At 35.0% G+C, this 20,581-nt stretch carries 16 protein-coding genes and 1 tRNA gene; 10 read left to right on the top strand and 7 right to left on the bottom strand.

Annotated elements, in window-relative coordinates:
• Positions 1–177: 177 nt before the first annotated feature.
• On the bottom strand, positions 178–3,516 hold the full coding sequence (locus J8281_RS06080) for a CHAT domain-containing tetratricopeptide repeat protein (RefSeq protein ID WP_210196706.1): 3,339 nt from the start codon (positions 3,514–3,516) through the stop codon (positions 178–180).
• A gap of 281 nt (positions 3,517–3,797) precedes the next feature.
• Here J8281_RS06080 and J8281_RS06075 point away from each other — a divergent pair, with 281 nt between their 5' ends.
• The 3 genes from J8281_RS06075 (at position 3,798) to J8281_RS06065 (ending at position 5,777) form a co-directional block, all read left to right on the top strand.
• A complete protein-coding gene (locus J8281_RS06075) occupies positions 3,798–4,379 on the top strand; it encodes an RNA polymerase sigma factor (protein WP_210196705.1) in 582 nt (193 codons plus the stop codon).
• Between the two features lie 5 nt (positions 4,380–4,384).
• Positions 4,385–5,122 (top strand): hypothetical protein, encoded by a 738-nt coding sequence (locus J8281_RS06070; protein ID WP_210196704.1) that lies wholly within the window; start codon positions 4,385–4,387, stop codon positions 5,120–5,122.
• A gap of 382 nt (positions 5,123–5,504) precedes the next feature.
• Positions 5,505–5,777: a helix-turn-helix transcriptional regulator gene (locus tag J8281_RS06065; protein ID WP_210196703.1), complete on the top strand. Its 273-nt coding sequence runs from the start codon at positions 5,505–5,507 to the stop codon at positions 5,775–5,777.
• A gap of 533 nt (positions 5,778–6,310) precedes the next feature.
• Here J8281_RS06065 and J8281_RS06060 read toward each other — a convergent pair.
• Entirely contained in the window at positions 6,311–7,489 is a 1,179-nt protein-coding gene (locus tag J8281_RS06060; protein ID WP_210196702.1) for an acyl-CoA dehydrogenase family protein, read from the bottom strand.
• A gap of 448 nt (positions 7,490–7,937) precedes the next feature.
• Between J8281_RS06060 and J8281_RS06055 the strand changes: the two genes are divergently transcribed.
• Positions 7,938–8,249, top strand: coding sequence for a hypothetical protein (locus J8281_RS06055; protein ID WP_210196701.1), 312 nt, complete (start codon positions 7,938–7,940; stop codon positions 8,247–8,249).
• A gap of 90 nt (positions 8,250–8,339) precedes the next feature.
• Here J8281_RS06055 and J8281_RS06050 read toward each other — a convergent pair whose 3' ends face one another.
• The 3 genes from J8281_RS06050 to J8281_RS06040 are packed head-to-tail and all read right to left on the bottom strand — an operon-like array spanning position 8,340 to position 10,144.
• Entirely contained in the window at positions 8,340–9,050 is a 711-nt protein-coding gene (locus J8281_RS06050) for a tRNA1(Val) (adenine(37)-N6)-methyltransferase (RefSeq protein WP_371812588.1), read from the bottom strand.
• Between the two features lie 16 nt (positions 9,051–9,066).
• Entirely contained in the window at positions 9,067–9,591 is a 525-nt protein-coding gene (gene rimM / locus J8281_RS06045; protein ID WP_210196700.1) for a ribosome maturation factor RimM, read from the bottom strand.
• 13 nt (positions 9,592–9,604) lie between these two features.
• The gene (locus tag J8281_RS06040) at positions 9,605–10,144 is read right to left on the bottom strand and encodes a 30S ribosomal protein S16 (RefSeq protein WP_210196699.1); all 540 of its coding nucleotides are present in this window, start codon (positions 10,142–10,144) and stop codon (positions 9,605–9,607) included.
• A 499-nt stretch (positions 10,145–10,643) separates the two neighbouring features.
• Here J8281_RS06040 and J8281_RS06035 point away from each other — a divergent pair, with 499 nt between their 5' ends.
• From J8281_RS06035 to dnaE, 3 genes are all read left to right on the top strand, one after another.
• Positions 10,644–11,483, top strand: a complete 840-nt coding sequence (locus J8281_RS06035) for a DUF6252 family protein (RefSeq protein ID WP_210196698.1) — start codon at positions 10,644–10,646, stop codon at positions 11,481–11,483.
• Between the two features lie 308 nt (positions 11,484–11,791).
• A complete protein-coding gene (locus J8281_RS06030) occupies positions 11,792–12,241 on the top strand; it encodes a PA2169 family four-helix-bundle protein (protein ID WP_210196697.1) in 450 nt (149 codons plus the stop codon).
• Positions 12,242–12,789: 548 nt separating this feature from the next.
• Positions 12,790–17,175 (top strand): DNA polymerase III subunit alpha, encoded by a 4,386-nt coding sequence (gene dnaE / locus J8281_RS06025; protein WP_210196843.1) that lies wholly within the window; start codon positions 12,790–12,792, stop codon positions 17,173–17,175.
• A gap of 118 nt (positions 17,176–17,293) precedes the next feature.
• Here dnaE and J8281_RS06020 read toward each other — a convergent pair whose 3' ends face one another.
• Positions 17,294–17,656, bottom strand: coding sequence for a hypothetical protein (locus J8281_RS06020; RefSeq protein WP_210196696.1), 363 nt, complete (start codon positions 17,654–17,656; stop codon positions 17,294–17,296).
• A gap of 566 nt (positions 17,657–18,222) precedes the next feature.
• Between J8281_RS06020 and trxA the strand changes: the two genes are divergently transcribed.
• The 3 genes from trxA (at position 18,223) to J8281_RS06005 (ending at position 19,773) form a co-directional block, all read left to right on the top strand.
• Entirely contained in the window at positions 18,223–18,540 is a 318-nt protein-coding gene (gene trxA, locus J8281_RS06015) for a thioredoxin (protein WP_027412223.1), read from the top strand.
• A gap of 142 nt (positions 18,541–18,682) precedes the next feature.
• Entirely contained in the window at positions 18,683–19,612 is a 930-nt protein-coding gene (locus J8281_RS06010) for a DUF58 domain-containing protein (protein ID WP_210196695.1), read from the top strand.
• 87 nt (positions 19,613–19,699) lie between these two features.
• Positions 19,700–19,773, top strand: a tRNA-Asp gene (locus J8281_RS06005).
• 241 nt (positions 19,774–20,014) lie between these two features.
• On the opposite strand, the gene J8281_RS06000 is transcribed toward J8281_RS06005, so the two are convergent.
• On the bottom strand, positions 20,015–20,518 hold the full coding sequence (locus J8281_RS06000) for a DUF456 domain-containing protein (RefSeq protein ID WP_210196694.1): 504 nt from the start codon (positions 20,516–20,518) through the stop codon (positions 20,015–20,017).
• Positions 20,519–20,581: the final 63 nt, after the last annotated feature.

The raw sequence follows: 20,581 nt of genomic DNA, 5'->3' as shown, positions 1-20,581 counted from the left end.
ACAAATATGCTTCTAAAACCTAAAGGGAAGAATGCTACGACAATTTTGATGCGGTGAGGTATTATACTATTACCAATAGAAAACCTTTGGTAGAACCTGAATTTGCATTTCGACATGTGCAGGTGACATTGATTTTATAGTGGTATACATTCTTTTGTTATTTCAGCTTGTTGAAGATTATTTACCAGGCTTAACATACCAAAATAGGCCTCCTAATAAGAATATAAATATCAGTGCCCCCAACACCCAATACCACGTTAAATCCTTGGCAAATTGAATGGGTGCTGCATCACCGACCAAATAAAAACCTCCCCAATAGAAGGGATGTGCGCGATTTGGGTTGGCGGTATATAAATACTGCAGTTTGGCTTGCTGTAATGCTTTTGCTTTGTTTGTTCCTTTTTTCAAATTGCTGTAGAAATACTTCATTAACTGTGGTGTGGTGTGATCAGAGACTTCCCAGCTACTTAGCAACAAACTTTTGGTTCCTGCATATTGAAAAGCATTGCCCAGACTCATGATTCCTTCTCCTTTGGCAATTTTACCGGTCCCGGTATTACATGCACTCAATACCGTAAGCTCTGCAGGGATATCCAAAGCAAACAACTCATGACTATACAGAAAATTATCTTCTACAGTATCCTTGGCTTTTGTGAAGTACAGCTTTGAGTTTTCTGGTCTTTCGTTATCTACTTCGCCATGCAAGGCCAGGTGTAAGATATTGTATCGATTGGCATTTTTCTTAAAATTTGACTCTTTTGCTTCTGATCCATAATAGTACCGCCCATCAATAATCTCAGAAATAGCTCTGATCTCTTTACGGGTTCCCGGTAAATCGTTTCCTGCGTCTCTTAACGCTGCCAAACTCATACTTTGGTTGTCGATACCCTTGGAACTATCTGAAAATGAAAATGCCAAACATTCTTCCCGTTTTTGGATCTTATGATCTGTAGGTGTCGTAGGAAACAATAAATTGGCAGAGTTGGCATAGGTAATGGCAAAGTCGTTAAGTAGGTACGATAACTTTTTTGGGTTGTTTGAAGCGTCGTTCTGAGTTAGTAACAAATCAAAATTAAGATGCCATAACGGTCCATCGGGTACGATGATCAATTCATCTCCTATCAATTGATGAGCTACCGGAGCCAAGAGTTGTTGATAAAGTTGGTAAGCAGATGCTTTATAGTGTGATAGGTTTTTAGATGTAATAGTTTCACGAAATTCTTCAAGATATTTTTTGAGTTTGGGGGTTAAAAGTTCTTTAACCGCAACAGCTTCTTTTGAAATAGTAAAAACATAGGTCGTACTGTCTGAGGTAAAAAACTCGATCATAGTTTTGTTTTTGGTAAGTTTTTTTTGAATATCAGCCAGAGCATATCTATTATTTTTATGTTTTAGCTGATAGTATTTAGGATATTGGTTTTCTAATACCTCAGTCAATGAATCTTGTCGCCTACCGATGTCAAATATTTTACCCTCATATTCTGAAATTTTTACTGCATCCTTTTCTTGAGCAGACAGCTCTTTTGTAAGTTGTGATTGATAAAAGGCATAATCAATGCGTAATTCTTTTTCAAGCGCTGTCACCGTCGTGGGTAATCCTGTAAAATTAATAGCATTGGTAGTATGTAGCAACTCATTTAGGGTGTTGGCTTTACTGCGCTCGGCATAATAAAAGGCTTGCTCTAGCGCATAGGGATCTTTATCGATTTTGTAGTGTAAAAGTTGTATAGCAATAGCACCCTGATAGATTTCTTTTGCGGTTTTGGCAAAGGCAATCTTATCTTGATAATTGGTAAAACTTTGTCTAATCCGATTGATGATGGTGTCAGCTTTTTGATAGGTCTTTATAGCCTGGCTAAGATTATTTCTATTGCTATTTTGTTTATATAAAGCTTCGTAAGTTTTGGCTTGGCCTTTAAGCGTAGTGAGTATAATTGTTTGATCGAGATATTGATAGTTCTTGTCTAGTATCAGATTGGCGTCTACCGCTTTTTTATAATGGAGTAATGCATTTTTGAAATCTTCTTTTATAAAGTAAGCTTCTGCCATATAATTATGTAGAAGAGCTACTTTAGGATGGTGTTCTCCAAAAACTGTAAGACGTATATCAAGTGCTTCCTGGTAGTTTTGTAATGATAACTCGATGTTGCCTGTTCTCAAATAGAGTGTTCCAATATTTTCGTAGGAGTTTGCAGTTTCAGGGTGAAATAAACCAAAAATAGAGGTTTTTATTTTATGTGATTTTTCTAAATAGGATAAAGCTCTATGACATTGCTCTTTAATACGATATATTATTCCGATGTTGTCATAGGATTCTGATATTGAACCATGAGTATTACCGTATATTTTTTTTCTGATGTCAAGAGATTTATTAAAATAGTATAATGATTTTTCGTATAAACCCATTAATTCAAAGACTTTGCCTACATTATTATAATTTCTTGCAACATAATGATTAGTTTCACTTCTGAAACGAGAATTGATGAGAATAGATTTTTTGAAATAAGTCAGCGCTTTATTGTACTGACCTTTATACTTATAGACAACTCCTAAATTATTACATAAATTTGCGACATTAAGACTTTCTTCATTATTTTTTTCGATTTCTGATTTTAATTCTTTATTGTAAAGCTTCAAAGCTAAATCGTACCTCCCCATTTTTCTATAAATTATACCTATTTTGCTAGAAGCTTTTAAAGTTCTATTGTCATCTTTACCATAAGCTTTTCTAAGGTATTTCAATCGTTTTTTATAACATATAAGAGCTTTATTGTAATTACCTTGTCTTTCGTGAACGATCCCTATCCCATCAAATGAAAACGCCAATTCTAAATAATTATCTGTCGAATCATTTTGAGCCATAGAAAGTGCTTTTTTGTGATATTTCATTCCTTCATCTAGCTTATCTATATAGCTATATATTCTTCCCATATTATTATAGAAAGATGAAATACTCTTCGTTCTTAAGCTACAATAAGGAGATTGTGTTAAGTCTATTGCCTTTCGTTGATAGTGCTCAGCTTGCTTAAGCTTTCCAGTATTATATAGGACCGCGGCCATACTACTATAGATTTTGGCAACCAAATTAAAATTTTCATTATTTAAATGGACTAATTTTAAAGCTTCAAAGTATTGTTTCAATGCATTTTTATAATCATCTTGAAGATGATAAATTATTCCAATCTTATATAAGATTTCTTGTTCTTCTACGTCACTTTTTCGGAAAAATTTTCTTTGCACTTTCAGTGCTTTTTTAGCATAGTTTGTTGCCTTATTATAGCTATCGTTTTCTTTATGACTTTCAGAAATTTTATCATAACACCTCACCACCTGCTCCCATGCCTCAGCTTTTTTATAAACAGGCAATGCTTTTTTAAAATACACTACTGCACTATCAAGTTTTTTTTGTGCGAATAATGAATCTGCTTTTTTAAAGTATTGGAATGCAGGAATGGTATCGGTTTGATTTTGACTAAATCCAATCGACACAAATAAAAATAGTACTAATTTAAACATCTGCTTCATTATTATGTATCCTTTCTGAAAACGCCCCAATGTACCACGCTTAAAAATTGCAGCACCCGATGTGGTGTTATAAATATGCTTCTTGGTTAATAGCAAAGAAACTAAAATTGTTACTTTTACATAACAAATAAAAGCGTATTGTACATTACATTTAATACTTATCAATTTGATCAATTCAATAAAGAGAGAAATACTACGAGAACAACTTTAGTTAAATATATATTAAAAAATTAAAAATAAGGTAACAATCTTGTACCCTACTACATAAAACAATGAGCAACGCCAAGGATCTCAAAATTTTGGAAGGTATTGCAGCCGGTGATGAAGGTACTATCACAGCGTTTTATAAGAAAAACCTGCCCTATATCAAGGGATATATCCTTCAGAATTCTGGCAATGAAGAAGATGTTGAAGATGTGTTTCAGGACGCGATGGTGTTGGTTTATCAAAAAGCAAAAACAGATGCTCTAGTATTACATTCATCATTACAAACCTACTTTTATGGGGTGTGTAAGAATATTTGGAGAAATCGCTTACGAAAAAATAAAAAAATAGTGCGTACAGATGATCTAAGCGTAACTACTGAATCTGTACATCCAGCAATCATCCAAGAGATTGAAAGGAACGAACGTGATCACGTGTATCGAAAGTATTTTATACGACTTAGCGACCGCTGCAAAGAAGTACTTTCTTTGGTTTTTGAAGGCAAAAGTATGAAAGAAATATCAGGTATTACCGGGTATTCTGAAACGTATACCAGGAAAAAGAAATTTGAGTGTAAACAATCTTTGATCCATATGATCGAAAAAGATCCCATATACAAAGAGTTACAACAAATTCTTGAAAAGAAATAAAATTAATGGAACGAACTCCAGAAATATTTGAAAAAATAGAAGCATATCTTAATAATACGCTATCCCAGGATGAAGTATTGGCGTTTGAAAAAGAAATAGCCAATACTGTCGAACTGCAAAACGAAGTTGAAAAACATCGATCCTTACACCAAACCCTAAGTGATCGGGATACTTTGAAGTTTAAAGAAAAATTGGTAACAATTTCTAAAAAGATTAAAAAAGAGGAAGAACATTCTGCTTCCCAACCATTTTTTTCTTCAAATTGGCGAATCGCAGCATCTATTGTTATTATTTTGGGTATAGCTTCCTTCTTTTGGTATACGTTTGACTCGCAAAATCGAACACAAGAACTTTATGCAACATATTACCAACCCTTTCCGGCAGAGGATATCACTCGAGGAAAGCCCATTACCGAATTACAGGATGTTGTAAGTAGTTATGTTAATCAAAACTATACTCGCGTTATCGAAGCTCTGGAAAATAAAGCCAATATTAATGACCAATACAAATTGTATTTGGGAAATAGTTATATGAATACTAATACTGAACAAAAAGCCATCCTACTATTTGAAAGTATTCCTGAAGACAGCCCATATTATGAAAATTCGAGATGGTATCTTTTATTAACATATCTCAAACTGGGTAAAATTCAAAAGATGAAGCCGCTACTCAACGCCATTATACAATACAACGGTTTATATAAAAAAGATGCTATTCGTTTAAAGGAAGCTTTACTAGATTAAAAACTTTACTTCCCGCTATACTCCATTAGGTATTCTACTAAAAGCCTTTTGTATTGAAAGGAATACTACTCTAATATGCATTAATTTAAATTGTCTGATAGTTGGATTTTTGCACACCTGCAATGTGTCATAGATTAGTATCGTTTACCTGAACTGATTTGTTTCTGCCACATAACAAGATAGTAGTAATTTAAATATAATATCAACTACTAATCATTGCATTTTATGATCTATAGGTTAGGCTAGGATAAGGACTGTTCGCAGTAATTAGGCAAACGGTTTAAAAAAAGCCCAATTTTAGGAAACAAATTCTCTGAGTACAACATTCATACACAACCCCAAATATAAAATTGACCAAAAGTAACAATAAAAGGGAACCAGTATGAATGTAATCATCAAGCAAATTGAATTAATTAAACGTATCGATCAACTCATTTACTTAAGGGCTACGGGCAGCCCTAGTGAACTGGCAAATCGATTAGAAATCTCTAAAACTAAATTGTATCGAACTATCCGCACGATGCGTGAATTAAACGCGCCTGTTATCTACGATGTAGCTTCACAAAGCTTTGTATATGAAAAAGCGGTAAGTTTTAGAGTAGGATTTTTTAATACAGAGGGGACTACTAATCAAATTCACTCTTTTAGGGGATAACCAATTTGATAGGTTTACCATTCCTGAGAGCAGGAGTTATATCCTTTAAAAAAGAAATATGTCGATCAAAGAAGTCTTCTTGAAAAGTTGTAAATAAAATAGGTAAAAAGATGTAATAGTTTAAAAACAGTTTATGCTATCGCCAGATTTACTGAAGAAAAGAATAAAAATGAAAAAATTTCAAAAAAAATATGCCAGTATCAAAAAATGAAACTGGCAAGCTGTATTCTTGTACTGTAAATGAAAAAACATTTACAACTATTTTAAGTTAGCGCAACCCTAATCTTTTGATCAGGGTTATAAAAAAGATCCAATACTCGAAGGAGACTAGGGGTAGGCGATATCGATATTGGATCCCAAGGAGGTACAGATGCCCCCTTTAATTTGTCGGCGGTTTGCTGATTTTTTGTAATTCCCTTGATTCTCCTGTATTTCGGTACAGGAGAATCTTACATTTAAACCTGCCTCAAATATGTTAAAACAGTTATAATTGTACCGTTTTATGCTACTATTGGTACAAAGAACGCTTTAAATTATTTAAAAGCAGAATGTCCGGTGATATCCAATCCGGTAATCAATAAATGAATATCATGTGTTCCTTCATATGTAATTACGCTTTCCAAATTCATCATATGGCGCATGATACTATATTCTCCTGTAATACCCATGCCACCTAGCACTTGCCGTGCTTCCCTGGCAATACGAATAGCCATATCGACATTATTACGCTTGGCCATAGAGATCTGAGCACTGGTAGCTTTACCTTCATTACGCAACACTCCCAGGCGCCAGGCGAGTAATTGCGCTTTAGTAATTTCGGTAATCATTTCTGCCAATTTCTTTTGCTGTAATTGTGTTGCTGCTATGGGCTTATCAAACTGAGTACGTTCTTTGGCATACCGCAAAGCAGTATCATAGCAATCCATGGCTGCACCTATAGCACCCCATGCGATACCATATCGAGCAGAATCCAAACACCCCAACGGTGCTCCCAATCCACTCTTATTTGGTAATAGATTCTCTTTTGGGACTTTCACATTGTCAAAAATCAGCTCTCCTGTTGCCGATGCCCGTAATGACCATTTATGATGAGTTTCGGGAGTAGAGAAACCCTCCATGCCACGCTCGACGATTAACCCATGAATACGACCGTCTTCATTTTTTGCCCAAACTACAGCAATATCTGCAAAAGGTGCATTCGAGATCCAAAGTTTAGCACCATTTAGGACATAATGATCTCCTTTATCTTTGAAATGAGTTGTCATTCCGCCTGGATTTGAACCGTGATCTGGCTCGGTCAACCCAAAACATCCCATAAACTCGCCAGATGCCAATTTGGGTAAATATTTCTTACGTTGCTCTTCATTACCATATTTCCAGATAGGATACATAACCAGTGATGATTGTACCGAAGAGGTTGACCGTACCCCAGAGTCACCTCGTTCTATTTCTTGCATAATCAAGCCGTAGCTGATCTGATCCAGTCCTGCACCGCCATATTCTTCAGGAATATAAGGTCCAAAAGCTCCAATCTCTGCCAAGCCTTTAATAATCTGATTCGGAAACTCTGCCCGTTGGGCGTAGTCTTCAATTATAGGTGAGATCTCACGTTTTACCCAACTTCGTGCGGCATCTCGAACCAACTTATGTTCTTCTGTCAATAATTCATCTATAAGATAATAATCAGGAGCTTCAAAAAGATCTGGCTTCATTTGGCAGTATATTTAATTTGAATTATTTATAAAATTTTAGCAATTAAATCCGGAATATATTGTAGAACTTCGTCGTGAGAGGTTCAAATGCGATAAACGCGGATGTTTTCTTATTATTAGCATGGCAACGCTAGGTTACATTAAAAAGCATAGCGAAGCGAACGTATTTAAAGCAATTAAAATACATAATAAATTTTATAATGCATAATCCGGGTTAACAAATAACAGAAAGGTATTAGATCGATAGATTCGTGTATGAATTCCGCAGGTGCTTACATTTTTCTACACTTTCTCTAAAGTTTTGGTTTTACATTTAATTTGATAAATTTAAATTTAAATATTTGATTATCAATAACTTGAATTTTATAAATTCTAAAATAATAAGTGCTGGCACAATTATTCTATATACTGAGATATAACAAAATGTAAATCTTAAAAGAAACACAACATGAAAAATTTATTTGTAGTATCAGCCTTAACTTTCGGATTAGTAGTAGGAACTCAGGGAATCAATGCCCAAGAAATGGCTTCGAGCGAGACTACTGAAATAATAACAATTCAGCAGGACGACTATATCGATTTGGCTGTAGAGAATCTTCCTCAAAATGTAATTGATGCTGTAGCCAAAGACTTTGCCGGTGCATCTATCGAAAGTGCTGCTGCCAAAGAAGATGCTTCAGAATTTAAATTAGTACTAAAGCAAGGTGATAAGGAAATGGAAGTATATTGCGATGCTAGTGGTAATTGGATATCAAAATAGTAAAAGCGCTGTCGATAGCAATATCAAAAGCAGGGCTTTGCATAGTGATTGATTGAAAAGAGAACTTTTAAGGTTCTCTTTTTTGTTCAATTACATATTCAAGTAAAAATCCTTTGTTAGGTCAATATATTCTTGAGTATAGTGATGTCTTGAGTTTTCGATAATAAGCTCGTTTGTAGCGATAGCAACTTGATGAAATCCAAATACGATCATACTTCGCTTGATTTTTGATGATGAATTTCCTTTCACTCTAGTAATTTTGTGGGCATACAATGAATATTGCTTGGCAAGTGCTATAAAATTTTGTTCTTCTCGAAAGGGTAGGATAACAGCAAATTTCCCATCATTAGTCATTAATTTTGAAACACCATACAGTAGGTGTTCAAATGGTAAGGAGTCCTGAAATCTCGCAGCATTTCGTTTCTGATGTTCGGTTTTATAATTTTCGGAAAAAAAAGGAGGATTACTTAGTATGAAATCATATTTTCCCTCAATTTCTTCTGTAAATTCCTGAAAAGATGCATGATAACAAAATAGGCGATCTCCCCAGGGTGAAGTTTCAAAATTATCTACCGCTTGTTCAAAAGCATCGGTATCAATTTCGAGCGCATCAATAGTTTCAGCATTAGAGCGTTGTGCTATTATAAGTGCAATGATCCCCGTACCTGTGCCAATATCAAGGATAGTACTTTCGGTACCTTGTAAAGGCGCCCATGTTCCTAGAAGAACTCCATCGGTACCAATTTTCATGGCACATCGATCCTGGTAGACTGTAAATTGTTTAAACGTAAAGGGTTTCACTTTTAAGAACTATGGGTTAAAGATATAGATCTATAAGACCTTCAGGGGTATTAACAAGGATTTGTTTTGCGGCTCTGTCTATTTTTACAATAAATTCATCATTCATAGGAATCAAAATTTCGATACCATTACGATCAATTTCAAAAAGAGCCTGGGCGGTTGTGTCATTGATTGATGTAATGATCCCGACATGACCAAATGCTTCATCTATGATTGCAAAGCCTATAACTTCATGATAATAAAATTGATTTCCTTCTAGCTTAGGTAATACGCTTAGCGGAAGGTAAAGCTCGGCTTTCATTAGATCATTGGCATCCTCTTCGGTATCGACGTCTTCAAACTTAACTCGTAGTAAGTCACTTTTATGCAATGCACTTTTTTCAATAAAAAATGGAACCAGATTGTTGTTATACTCAACAAATACTGATTCCATTTTTGCGTAACTTTCGGGTTCGTCGGTATCTAATTTAATTAAAACCTCACCCTTAAAACTAAATTTACTTACGATTTTACCTAGATAGAAGCATTCTTCTTTCTTCATCGCAATACTACAACTATTCTTGTTCGTTGCTAGCTTCTTCAGTTCCTTCAGCAACTTCTTCAGATGCTTCTGCAGCTGCAGTTTCGGCATTAGCCGCAGCTTCAGCCTCTGCGGCTTCGGCTTCACGCTTTGCGTTCACTTCTTTTTCTGCTGCAAGTGCTTTCGCTTTTGCGTCTGCTTCGGCTTTTGCTAAAGCATCTTTTTTAGCTGTTACAGCTCCTTCTTTTTCAGATAACCAAGCTTGAAATTTTTCTTCAGCTTGCTCTTCTGTTAAAGCTCCTTTTTTTACTCCACCAGCCAAATGTTTTTTGAGTAAGGCTCCTTTGTACGATAAAATGGCTCTTGCCGTATCGGTAGGTTGTGCTCCATTTTGTAACCATTTTACTGCATTATCAACATTAAGGTCAATACTTGCAGGGTTCACGTTAGGATTGTACGTACCTAATTTTTCAAGAAATTTACCATCTCTTTTTGATCTAGCATCTGCCGCTACGATCCAGTAAAAAGGCTTTCCTTTTTTACCGTGTCTCTGTAATCTAATTTTAACAGGCATATAAATTAATTTTTGGGTACTCGACCCGGTTTATAATTAAGGGCGCAAATGTAACTATTTTTCTTGAAATAATACCAAATATACCATAAAATAGCACAAATCTCCTTGTTCATTTTCCCTCCTACTTCATTGAAAAATAATTCCGTAGCAATGCTATGCAATAATTTTACGGCTTCGAAGAAGAGAAAAGCAACTTCGCATCTTTTATGCCATTTTATAGCAGATTTGGTATAAGTAGATTAATTAGAAGGTTTATTAGGTAAAACCGATGATTGCAGTACTTAAAAAATGACACACTACTTTTTTCTTACAAAAATCACTATAAATTCTTATAAATTTACTAGTAATAATGATATGTTTTGTAAAAATTGTGTATTTCATCGATTAAATATGTTTTTTTTCGACAAAAAAGTAGATTTAATCGAATTTTAATTTTATGTTTGTATTTGAAAGTATTTCATACGGTAAAACCGTAATTTTTCATAAAAGCCCCAAGCCTATGATTAAAATAACTACGCAACTACTGGCAATATATTGCCTTATTTTTACCTCTTGTTCAACCGATGTTGAGATCAATGATCCATCTTTACAAGCCAAAATCGACGGACAACTATTTCGATCGTTATCCAAAAAGGCTGTACTATATGATGACGGAACCCTAGTAATTTCTGGAAGTGAAGGTGATAAATCTATAAGTTTCACTTTGAGTACCACTAAAACGGGTTCTTATAAAATAGGGCAGGAGACACTTAGCCAAGTAAGTTTTCAGAAAGAACAAACCAAATTTGTGGCTCAACAAGGAGAAACTGTTGGCGAAGTAAATATTACTGAAATTCATAATAATGAAATTTCTGGTAATTTTTATTTCGAGAACCTTAAGAATAACAATGGCAGTACTTCCAATTTCCAGAATGGATGGTTTTACAGATTACCTATAGAAATCGGAGTGATAGAAGAGGTTACTACCCAAGAAATTAATCCTTGTTTGCTTAATGCCTCGCTCACTGCAACAGTCGATGGTTTTGAAATGGTGACCGATGACCATTCGGCACGATTATTTGGTGTCGATGATGCGTCTATTCTTATCAAAGCAAATACCGATGAAGACGAAATTGAAATAGTGTTCCCTTCGAACGTTGCTGCAGGGGAATATTCTTTAACCGGTTCTGGAGACTATAGCGCAACCTACAGTGAGAGAAAAGACAAATCCTCAGTAGTGTCTGGAAGTTTAGTCATTACGCAACATGACCTTGCTTCTAAATGTATTAGCGGAACATTCGAGTTCGAAACCAGAAGCGGCGCTCAAATTACTGAAGGAATATTTGATTTTGGATATTAAACTTATTTTGCCAGCCAAACAAAAAACGATTATCGTAGGATGATCGTTTTTTTTTAGCATTAATAACTTATTAAAGCCAAAAACCTAACCGTCTATTCTTACACTTTTTATCATTTTTATAAATTATACATTTAATAAAGGTACTATTTTAACAGTTTTTAAAATAATTCGAAATATAAACTGTTAAAAGAGGTTAAAGCGTATTAAACTCTGTTAAATCGCTTGACAAACGTGGGTTTCATATGTATACTATAAGTGGATGTTTAATTACATCAATAAAAAATATTAATTTTAAAATGAAAATGATTATGAAGTATACAGAAAAAATTACAGACCATCTAAATGATGTATTGAAAAAGAGCTTTGATGCAGAACAAGAGTATTTAACAGCAGCAGAAAATGTAGATACTATTGAGTTAAAGAGATATTTTGAAAAAAGAGCTTCAGAAAGAAGTGAATTTTCAAAAAAATTACAGTCTGAAATAGAAACTTACGGAGCCAGTCCTAAAGATAATACAAGTTTTAAAGCAGACGCTCATAGAGTTTGGATGAATTTTAGAGCTGCACTATCCTCTAATAACGAAGAAACTATTTTAAAAGAAATTATTCGTGGCGAAGAAGCGGCTTTAGAAGAATATAATGAAGTCATGAAAGAACATACACTCCCAAAGAGTACATATGATCTGTTAATGAAACAAAGAAGTACCATAAGTAATGCTTTGGAAGAGGCGAAAAATTTTGAAATGATTGAAGCCTAAAAAACGATCAACCAAAACAAGAAAAACCGGAGTTATTCCGGTTTTTTTTATGACTAATTTTAAAGTGGAAGTGTTATTATTCCTTTACTGTCAAGACTTTCAAAAGCAAGAAATAAGTAGCTACTATACTATAAAAATAGAGAACATTTCTGCTTAAAACGATCGATAGTATTATGAAAATTTAAGCCTTGTAGTTCGTTGATAACTATAGATATTTTTTTATCAATAAAGGTTTTATTTTGTCTATTTTTGAAGGTGAACTCATTTGGTCTTTTTCGATGACAGCGAGAACAGAAAATGATCATTTTTCGGCTATTTATAAAGAGTCAAGATGAGTTTAACCCGCTTTATGCATTAGAAAATCTATTACGGCTTGAAACTACTGCAAAACCAAGCACTACGTTATATTTTTAAGTTTCACCGTAGCGGTGCTATGCTGAAACTTAGAAAACACTTGGTTTTATTACATTTTCAACCCTCTTAACGAACTTCTAATGCATAAACCGGGTTTAATTAGTAAGGATTTATTGTCTAGAAATTATTCTTTTATGTATTTAGTTTTTGATACCGAAACCACCGGTTTACCTAAACGATGGGATGCGCCTGTTAGTGATAGCGACAATTGGCCACGATGTATACAAATTGCCTGGCAATTACACGATGCTATGGGTAATTGCATTGAACATCAGGATTATCTGGTAAAACCAGACGGTTTTAATATTCCATATGATGCCGAAAAAATACATGGGATTTCTACAGAACTTGCACAAAGAGATGGAATTTCATTACATGATGTCCTAGAAAAATTTAAGATTGCACTATCAAAAACCAAATTTGTAGTCGGGCAAAATGTAGGATTTGATGTCAATATTATGGGGGCAGAGTTTTTCCGTTTAGATGAAGAAAATGCTTTAGAAGGGCTTCCGGTTTTAGATACGTGTACAGAAACCACTGCAGAATTATGCCAAATTCCAGGGGGTAGAGGGGGAAAATATAAGCTTCCTACATTAACTGAATTACATGAGCATTTGTTTGGGGTAGCATTTAGTGAAGCACACAATGCCACTGCCGATGTCGAGGCTACAACACGCTGTTTTCTAGAACTTATACGCAAGCAAGTTTTTACTAGTGAGGAACTCGATGTGCAACCTGAATATTTTCAGAATTTTAAGGAAGCAAATCCGGAGCCCATTCAACTTATTGGATTACAGCATATAAATTTAAAAAAAGCTTCTCAAAAAATACATCAAGCTCTTGCTAAAGAGGATGTGACCGACTTATCTCAGCAAGAAATTGATAAAAATATTGCTGCTTTAGATGAAGTACAGTTTGCACATCTGCATAACCATACACAATTCTCTGTGCTGCAGTCAACGACAAGTATTCAAGACCTAGTCAATGTGACTGCAAACCATCGAATGAGTGCCGTAGCAATGACCGATCATGCAAACATGATGGGCGCATTTCATTTTGTGCAAGCGATTTCTAATCATAATAAGAATGCCAAAGCCGCGAATGCCGAAGCGCTTGACAATGGAGAAAACCCTAAAATGAAAGAAATAAAACCTATCGTAGGTTGTGAATTTTTTGTTTGTGAAAACCACCGTGATAAATCCAGAAAAGATAACGGTTATCAGATTGTATTACTAGCCAAAAATAAAAATGGATATCATAATCTGGCCAAAATGTCATCTACAGCTTTCGTAGATGGCTTTTATTATCTCCCAAGAATTGATAAAGAAATCATTAAAAAATATAAAGAAGACATTATTGTGCTTACAGGAAATTTATATGGTGAAGTTCCTAGTAAGGTTTTAAATATAGGGGAGAAGCAAGCAGAAGAAGCCTTACTTTGGTGGCAGCAAGAGTTTGGTGAGGATCTGTATATCGAAATGATGCGCCACAATCAGGAAGATGAAAACCGGGTGAATCAAGTATTACTTCAGTTTTCAAAAAAACACGATATAAAAGTCGTTGCTACAAATAACACCTATTATTGTGAAAAAAAGGATGCCAATGCGCACGATATTTTACTGTGTGTAAAGGATGGAGAAAAACAAGCTACACCCATAGGCAGAGGAAGAGGATACCGATATGGCTTACCTAATCAGGAATACTATTTCAAATCTTCAGAAGAAATGAAAAACCTCTTTAAAGATCTGCCGGAAGCTATTATCAATGTACAGGAAATTATAGATAAAATTGAACCTTTTGAACTAGCGCGGGATGTATTGCTTCCTGCTTTCGATATTCCAGAGCAATTTCAATCTGAAGAAGACCAAATAGATGGAGGGAAACGAGGTGAAAATGCGTATTTGAGACATATTACTTATGAAGGTGCCAAAAAACGATATGGCGAAATTACACCCGAAATTGATGAACGGCTTGACTTTGAGCTCAAAGTAATAGAAAATACTGGGTACCCGGGATACTTTCTAATTGTAGAAGATTTTATTAGAGCAGCTCGGGAAATGGGTGTATCGGTGGGTCCCGGTAGGGGATCAGCTGCTGGATCAGCTGTGGCCTATTGTCTATGGATTACAAATTTAGACCCGATCAAGTACGATTTACTTTTTGAGAGATTCTTAAATCCCGATCGGGTTAGTATGCCCGATATCGATATTGATTTTGATGATGAAGGGCGAGGTCGTGTGATGGAGTATGTTATAGAAAAGTATGGAGCAAATCAAGTTGCACAAATCATTACATATGGTACCATGGCCGCCAAATCTTCAATACGAGATACGGCAAGGGTATTAGACCTTCCTCTCGGCGATGCCGATCGTATTGCAAAGCTTATTCCTAACATGTCAAAACTGGGTAAAATATTTGGAGTTGATGAAGCTACGCTTAAGAAAAAGTTCAGAAGTGATGAGTTAGATAAAGTAAATGAATTGTTAACTATTGCTGAAGGAAGTGATCTAGAGGCTGAAACACTTAACCAGGCCAGAGTTTTAGAAGGCTCAGTTCGCAACACCGGTATACATGCTTGTGGAGTAATTATTACACCAGACGATATTACCAAATTTGTTCCCGTAGCATTAGCCAAAGATTCAGACATGTATTGTACACAATTTGATAATTCTGTCGTAGAAAGTGCAGGATTATTGAAAATGGATTTCCTTGGGTTAAAAACACTCACATTAATTAAAGATACGGTTAAGATTGTAAAAGCTAAGCACGGTATAACACTTGATCCAGAAAACTTTCCTCTCGATGATGAAGAAACATATGCTTTGTTCCAGAGAGGAGAAACTGTAGGCGTATTTCAGTATGAATCCCCGGGGATGCAAAAATACATGAAAGAACTTAAGCCTACGGTTTTTGCTGACTTAATTGCTATGAATGCATTGTATCGACCAGGACCATTAGAATATATACCAAGTTTTATCAATAGAAAACACGGTACAGAAGAAATTAACTACGATCTCGAGGCCTGCGAAGAGTATTTACAAGAAACCTACGGAATAACAGTATACCAGGAGCAAGTAATGCTACTTTCACAAAAACTGGCTGATTTTACCAAAGGTGAAGCCGATGTACTTCGTAAAGCGATGGGTAAAAAGCAAAAAGCGGTCTTGGATAAAATGAAGCCCAAATTTATTCAACAAGCTGCAGCCAAAGGTCATCAAGAAGATAAGCTCGAAAAAATTTGGAAAGATTGGGAGGCCTTCGCCGCATACGCATTTAATAAATCTCATTCTACGTGTTATGCGTGGATTGCTTATCAAACGGCGTATCTTAAAGCTCATTATCCGGCTGAGTATATGGCTGCTGTGCTTTCAAATAATATGAATGATATCAAACAGGTGACCTTCTTTATGGAAGAGTGTAAACGCATGAAACTCGAAGTTTTGGGTCCAGACGTGAATGAATCCTATCGAAAATTTTCGGTAAATAAAGATGGAGCGATACGTTTTGGAATGGGAGCGATCAAAGGAGTAGGTACGGGAGCAGTCGCTACAATTGTTGAAAATCGAAAAGAGAATGGCACTTACAAATCTATTTTTGACCTGTCTAAACGTATTGATTTACGGGCTGCGAATAAAAAAGCATTCGAGAGTTTGGCGCTTGCAGGTGGATTTGATTCTTTTACCAATACCCATAGAGGTCAATATTTTCATCAAGAAGGTGACGGAGTCACATTTTTAGAAAAAGCGATGCGTTATGGATCAAAATTTCAAGAAAGTGAAAATTCTTCGCAAGTAAGTCTGTTTGGTGAGTCTAGCGAAGTCCAAATTCCTGAACCCGTTGTGCCTCCTTGTGAAGAATGGGGAACCATGGAAAAATTGGCGCGTGAAAAAGAAGTGGTGGGGATTTATTTATCAGGACATCCTCTAGATGATTTTAAGTACGAAATGAAGTATTTCTGTAATGCGACACTACTTAATTTTGCAAACCTGGAAAGCAATGTGAATCGGGAACTTTCCTTCGGGGGAGTGATTACCAACGTAGAACATCGTACGTCTAAAAATGGTAAAGGATGGGCAACTTTTACTGTTGAAGACTACAATACAGCGCATGAATTCAGGATTTTTGGAGAAGAATACCTAAAACATCGACCCTTTTTGGTAAAAAGTACGTTCGTCTATGCCAAAGCATTTATAAAAGAGGGCTGGGTTAATCGAGATACCGGTAAAAAAGGCGATCCAAGAGTGCAGTTCAATCATTTTCAATTACTGCATGATGTGATGGAGGGATACGCCAAAAAATTGACTATTCAATTGGATATCAATGAACTTTCAGATTCAAGAATAGATGATTTAAAGATACTATTAAAAGAGCACTCTGGAAATCATACTTTAAATTTTGTGATTTATGAAATGGCAGAACAGTTAAAGTTACATATGCCTAGTCGAAAACAAAAAGTAAATATTTCGCCTGGATTATTAACAGCACTTGAGGATGATTCTATTTATTATAAATTGAATTAGGGAGGTATACTATTTTTGAGATAGTATGAATTTAACTATTCATGCTAAAGTAAATTAGGATTCTAGTCAACATCATAGTGCCAAATGAATGTAGCTATCGTGTGATTCATGTTGGTAATTAATCAAAAAAACTACGTGCCCAATTTTCGGCCTCTGATAGTTTATGAAAAAACGTAAAAGCCTCATTCCATAGCGGTTGTTCTTGTAATGCTCTTTTTATCTCTTCTGGATTTTCTGATACAATTGCAAATCCAATCATGTTTTTAAGAATTCTCCCTTTATAAACATTTAAATCGATTTGATGGGAATGTTTTCTATGGGTAATAAGCACAAAATTCTTTCCTTTGTAATATTCTTCCAAAAGGGATGTTATTTCTTTGGCCGTTTGTATAGTGATTGCAGAACCTTCATGCATTACCAAAATGGCATGTGTGCTGTTAAAAGTGAGATTGCAGTATGGTAATTGAGTTAGTTTTGTCATTTCCGTAGTACTCCTACAAATATAATGTTAATTTTATTGCTAAGTACTAAAAATAGTATTCGAATATCCGTAATTTAACCTAAATGGTATGCGTCAAGCTGAATATTGAAACGAGTTCAGCACAGGCTTGTTTCAGCTTCTCATCTCAATGTACTGAAAATAAACTAATGAGATCCTGAAATGAATTCAGGATGACTTCTCAGTTAAATTTTAGATATTATAATTAACAATCATTAAATAGTATGGTTTACATCCTTAATAATTTTCATAACTACATAAATTAGAGTATATTTCATCGTAAACTTATTTTTTCTAAATGAATTTATCTTGACTTTTTTGCTTAGTTAAAGCATTTTTTGAGGTATAGTCTCAACTACGGAACTCAAAATTGATAAAAAGTATGTAAAAAAGATTCTTTTGCAGTTAATTATAAAAAGTTAAGCTGAGTGCAATAGTATCAAAAAATCAAATAAGCCTATAGTTAAAAGAAATATTAGGTTTGTAAGCTTTGGGAAAATTATTGACTAATTTTGTATAAATTAATAGAATTAAAATCATAAATAATTATGGCGTTAGAAATAACAGATGCTACTTTTGACGAAGTGGTACTTAAAAGCGAAAAACCCGTCTTAGTAGATTTTTGGGCAGCTTGGTGTGGTCCTTGTAGAATGGTAGGACCTATCATAGAGCAAATAAGTGAAGAGTATGATGGAAAAGCAGTGGTGGGTAAAGTAGATGTGGATGCCAACCAAGAATTCGCAGCCAAATATGGTGTGAGAAACATTCCTACTGTTCTGGTTTTTCAAAACGGAGAAGTAGTGGGTCGGCAAGTAGGTGTATCGCCTAAAAATGTATATGCAGAAGCATTAGACTCATTGTTATAGAAAAAAGTAGAAGATACATATGAAAAAAGGTTTGATAATTGGTCAAACCTTTTTTATTTTCATACGTTTACATGTTGTAACCCGTATTATACCAGTTCTACTTTGAAATTTTTTACTATTCGTTTCACAAAAAACCATGGTTATGGATATACAAAATGAAATCAACAATACTGGTGGATTCACAAATTTGGAACTACTCGCTAAGCAGGTAGTCGAAGGATTCATTTCGGGAATGCATAAAAGTCCGTTTCATGGATTCTCTGCAGAATTTGCTGAACATAAAGTATATAATAACGGAGAAAGTACAAAGCATATTGATTGGAAACTCTATGCCAAAACAGATAAACTTTTTACGAAAAGATATGAAGAAGAAACCAATTTAAGATGTCATATTATTATCGATAACTCTTCTTCAATGCATTACCCCGAAATCAAAGAACATAGTTTAAGGTCTCTCAATAAAATTAGTTTCTCGGTGTTGGCAACAGCATGTCTTATGAATATTCTGAAAAAACAAAGAGATGCGATAGGGCTTAGTATCTATAGCGATGCCTATGACTATTATGCGCCAGAAAAAGGTAGCGAGCGGCATCATCAAATGTTACTGAATACGTTAAATCAAACCATACTTTCTAAAACAGATAAAAGAAATACCGAAACGTACACATTTTTACACCTTATAGCAGAGAAAGTTCATCGCAGATCGCTTATTTTCTTGTTTACTGATATGTTACAAGCCAATACCAGTGATGAAAAATTGTTTGAAGCCCTTAGGCACTTAAAACACAATAAGCACGAGGTGATTCTATTTCACACTTTTGACAGTGCAAAAGAATTGAATTTCGATTTTATAAACCGCCCTACTCGCTTTATCGACCTGGAAACCGAAGCTTTTATTAATGTATACGCTGATAATATCAAAGACAATTATCAAGATGCTATGTCTACCTATATTTACAATTTGAAAATGAAATGCGCGCAATACGGAATAAAGTATGTCGAAGCCGATACGACGAAGAATTTTGATACGATATTAACGACATATCTGGTTGAAAGACAAAAATTTGTTTAATCGGGGGCTAACAAATTCTAAAAAAAACAAAAAAAACATTTGTGGGTAATGAAATGAGGTGTATATTTGCATCCGCATTAAGGCTTTGGTCTGGTAGTTCAGTTGGTTAGAATACCTGCCTGTCACGCAGGGGGTCGCGGGTTCGAGTCCCGTCCAGACCGCAAAATTGCAAAAGCTTCAACCCATATTGAGGCTTTTTTTGCATTCAAAATGTTGTGTTGTCTCATGCGTAGCATGAGAGGTTTAGTAATAAACCAATGAGAAGCTTTTCCATTTTATTCTTTGGAGAGGCTTTTTTTAGTTCTACGCTGTTTTACATTGGTTCTGATTTACAATTTAACCTGCATTATATATTAGAATTTCGTAATAGGTTTTATAATGCATAATCTGGGTTTAACAAATTTATGTAACTATATCTTGCCAATGCTCCCAGATTTCGCGAATAAACAAAATTAAAAATGTAACTGATACTATAAATTTAAGGAAGGTTCCGGCTAGAAATCCTATAAAAGATCCAAAAGCTGCCTTTGTAGCTTTAGCAGTGTCGCTACTATCTTTAATAAACTCCCCGATAAACGCTCCGGCAAAAGGCCCAATGATAATACCAAAAGGCCCTAAAAATAATATTCCTACCACCAATCCCAGAGAACTCCCCACGATGCCGTATTTGGTTCCTCCAAATTTTTTGGTTCCTAATGCAGGAACAATATAGTCTAATATCCAGACCAAAATAGATACCCCTAGCGTAATCCCCAAAAACGTCCAATTTTGCGTTACCGCCGTAGTGAAATGAAGTATTAATAGTCCAATCCAAGAAGTAAAAGGTCCGGGCAAGACAGGTAAAAAGCTTCCGATAATGCCCAATACACAAAAAAACAGACCGAAGATTAGTAAGGCTATATCCATAATTTTTTTAATATATGACGAAAATGTTTCAGGTTTGTTAAGTCATTATTATTTTAAAAGGAG

This window comes from Aquimarina sp. U1-2 (genome assembly GCF_017897595.1).
In the GTDB taxonomy this organism is placed as follows: Bacteria; Bacteroidota; Bacteroidia; order Flavobacteriales; family Flavobacteriaceae; genus Aquimarina.
This window is presented reverse-complemented; position numbering and strand designations above follow the sequence as displayed.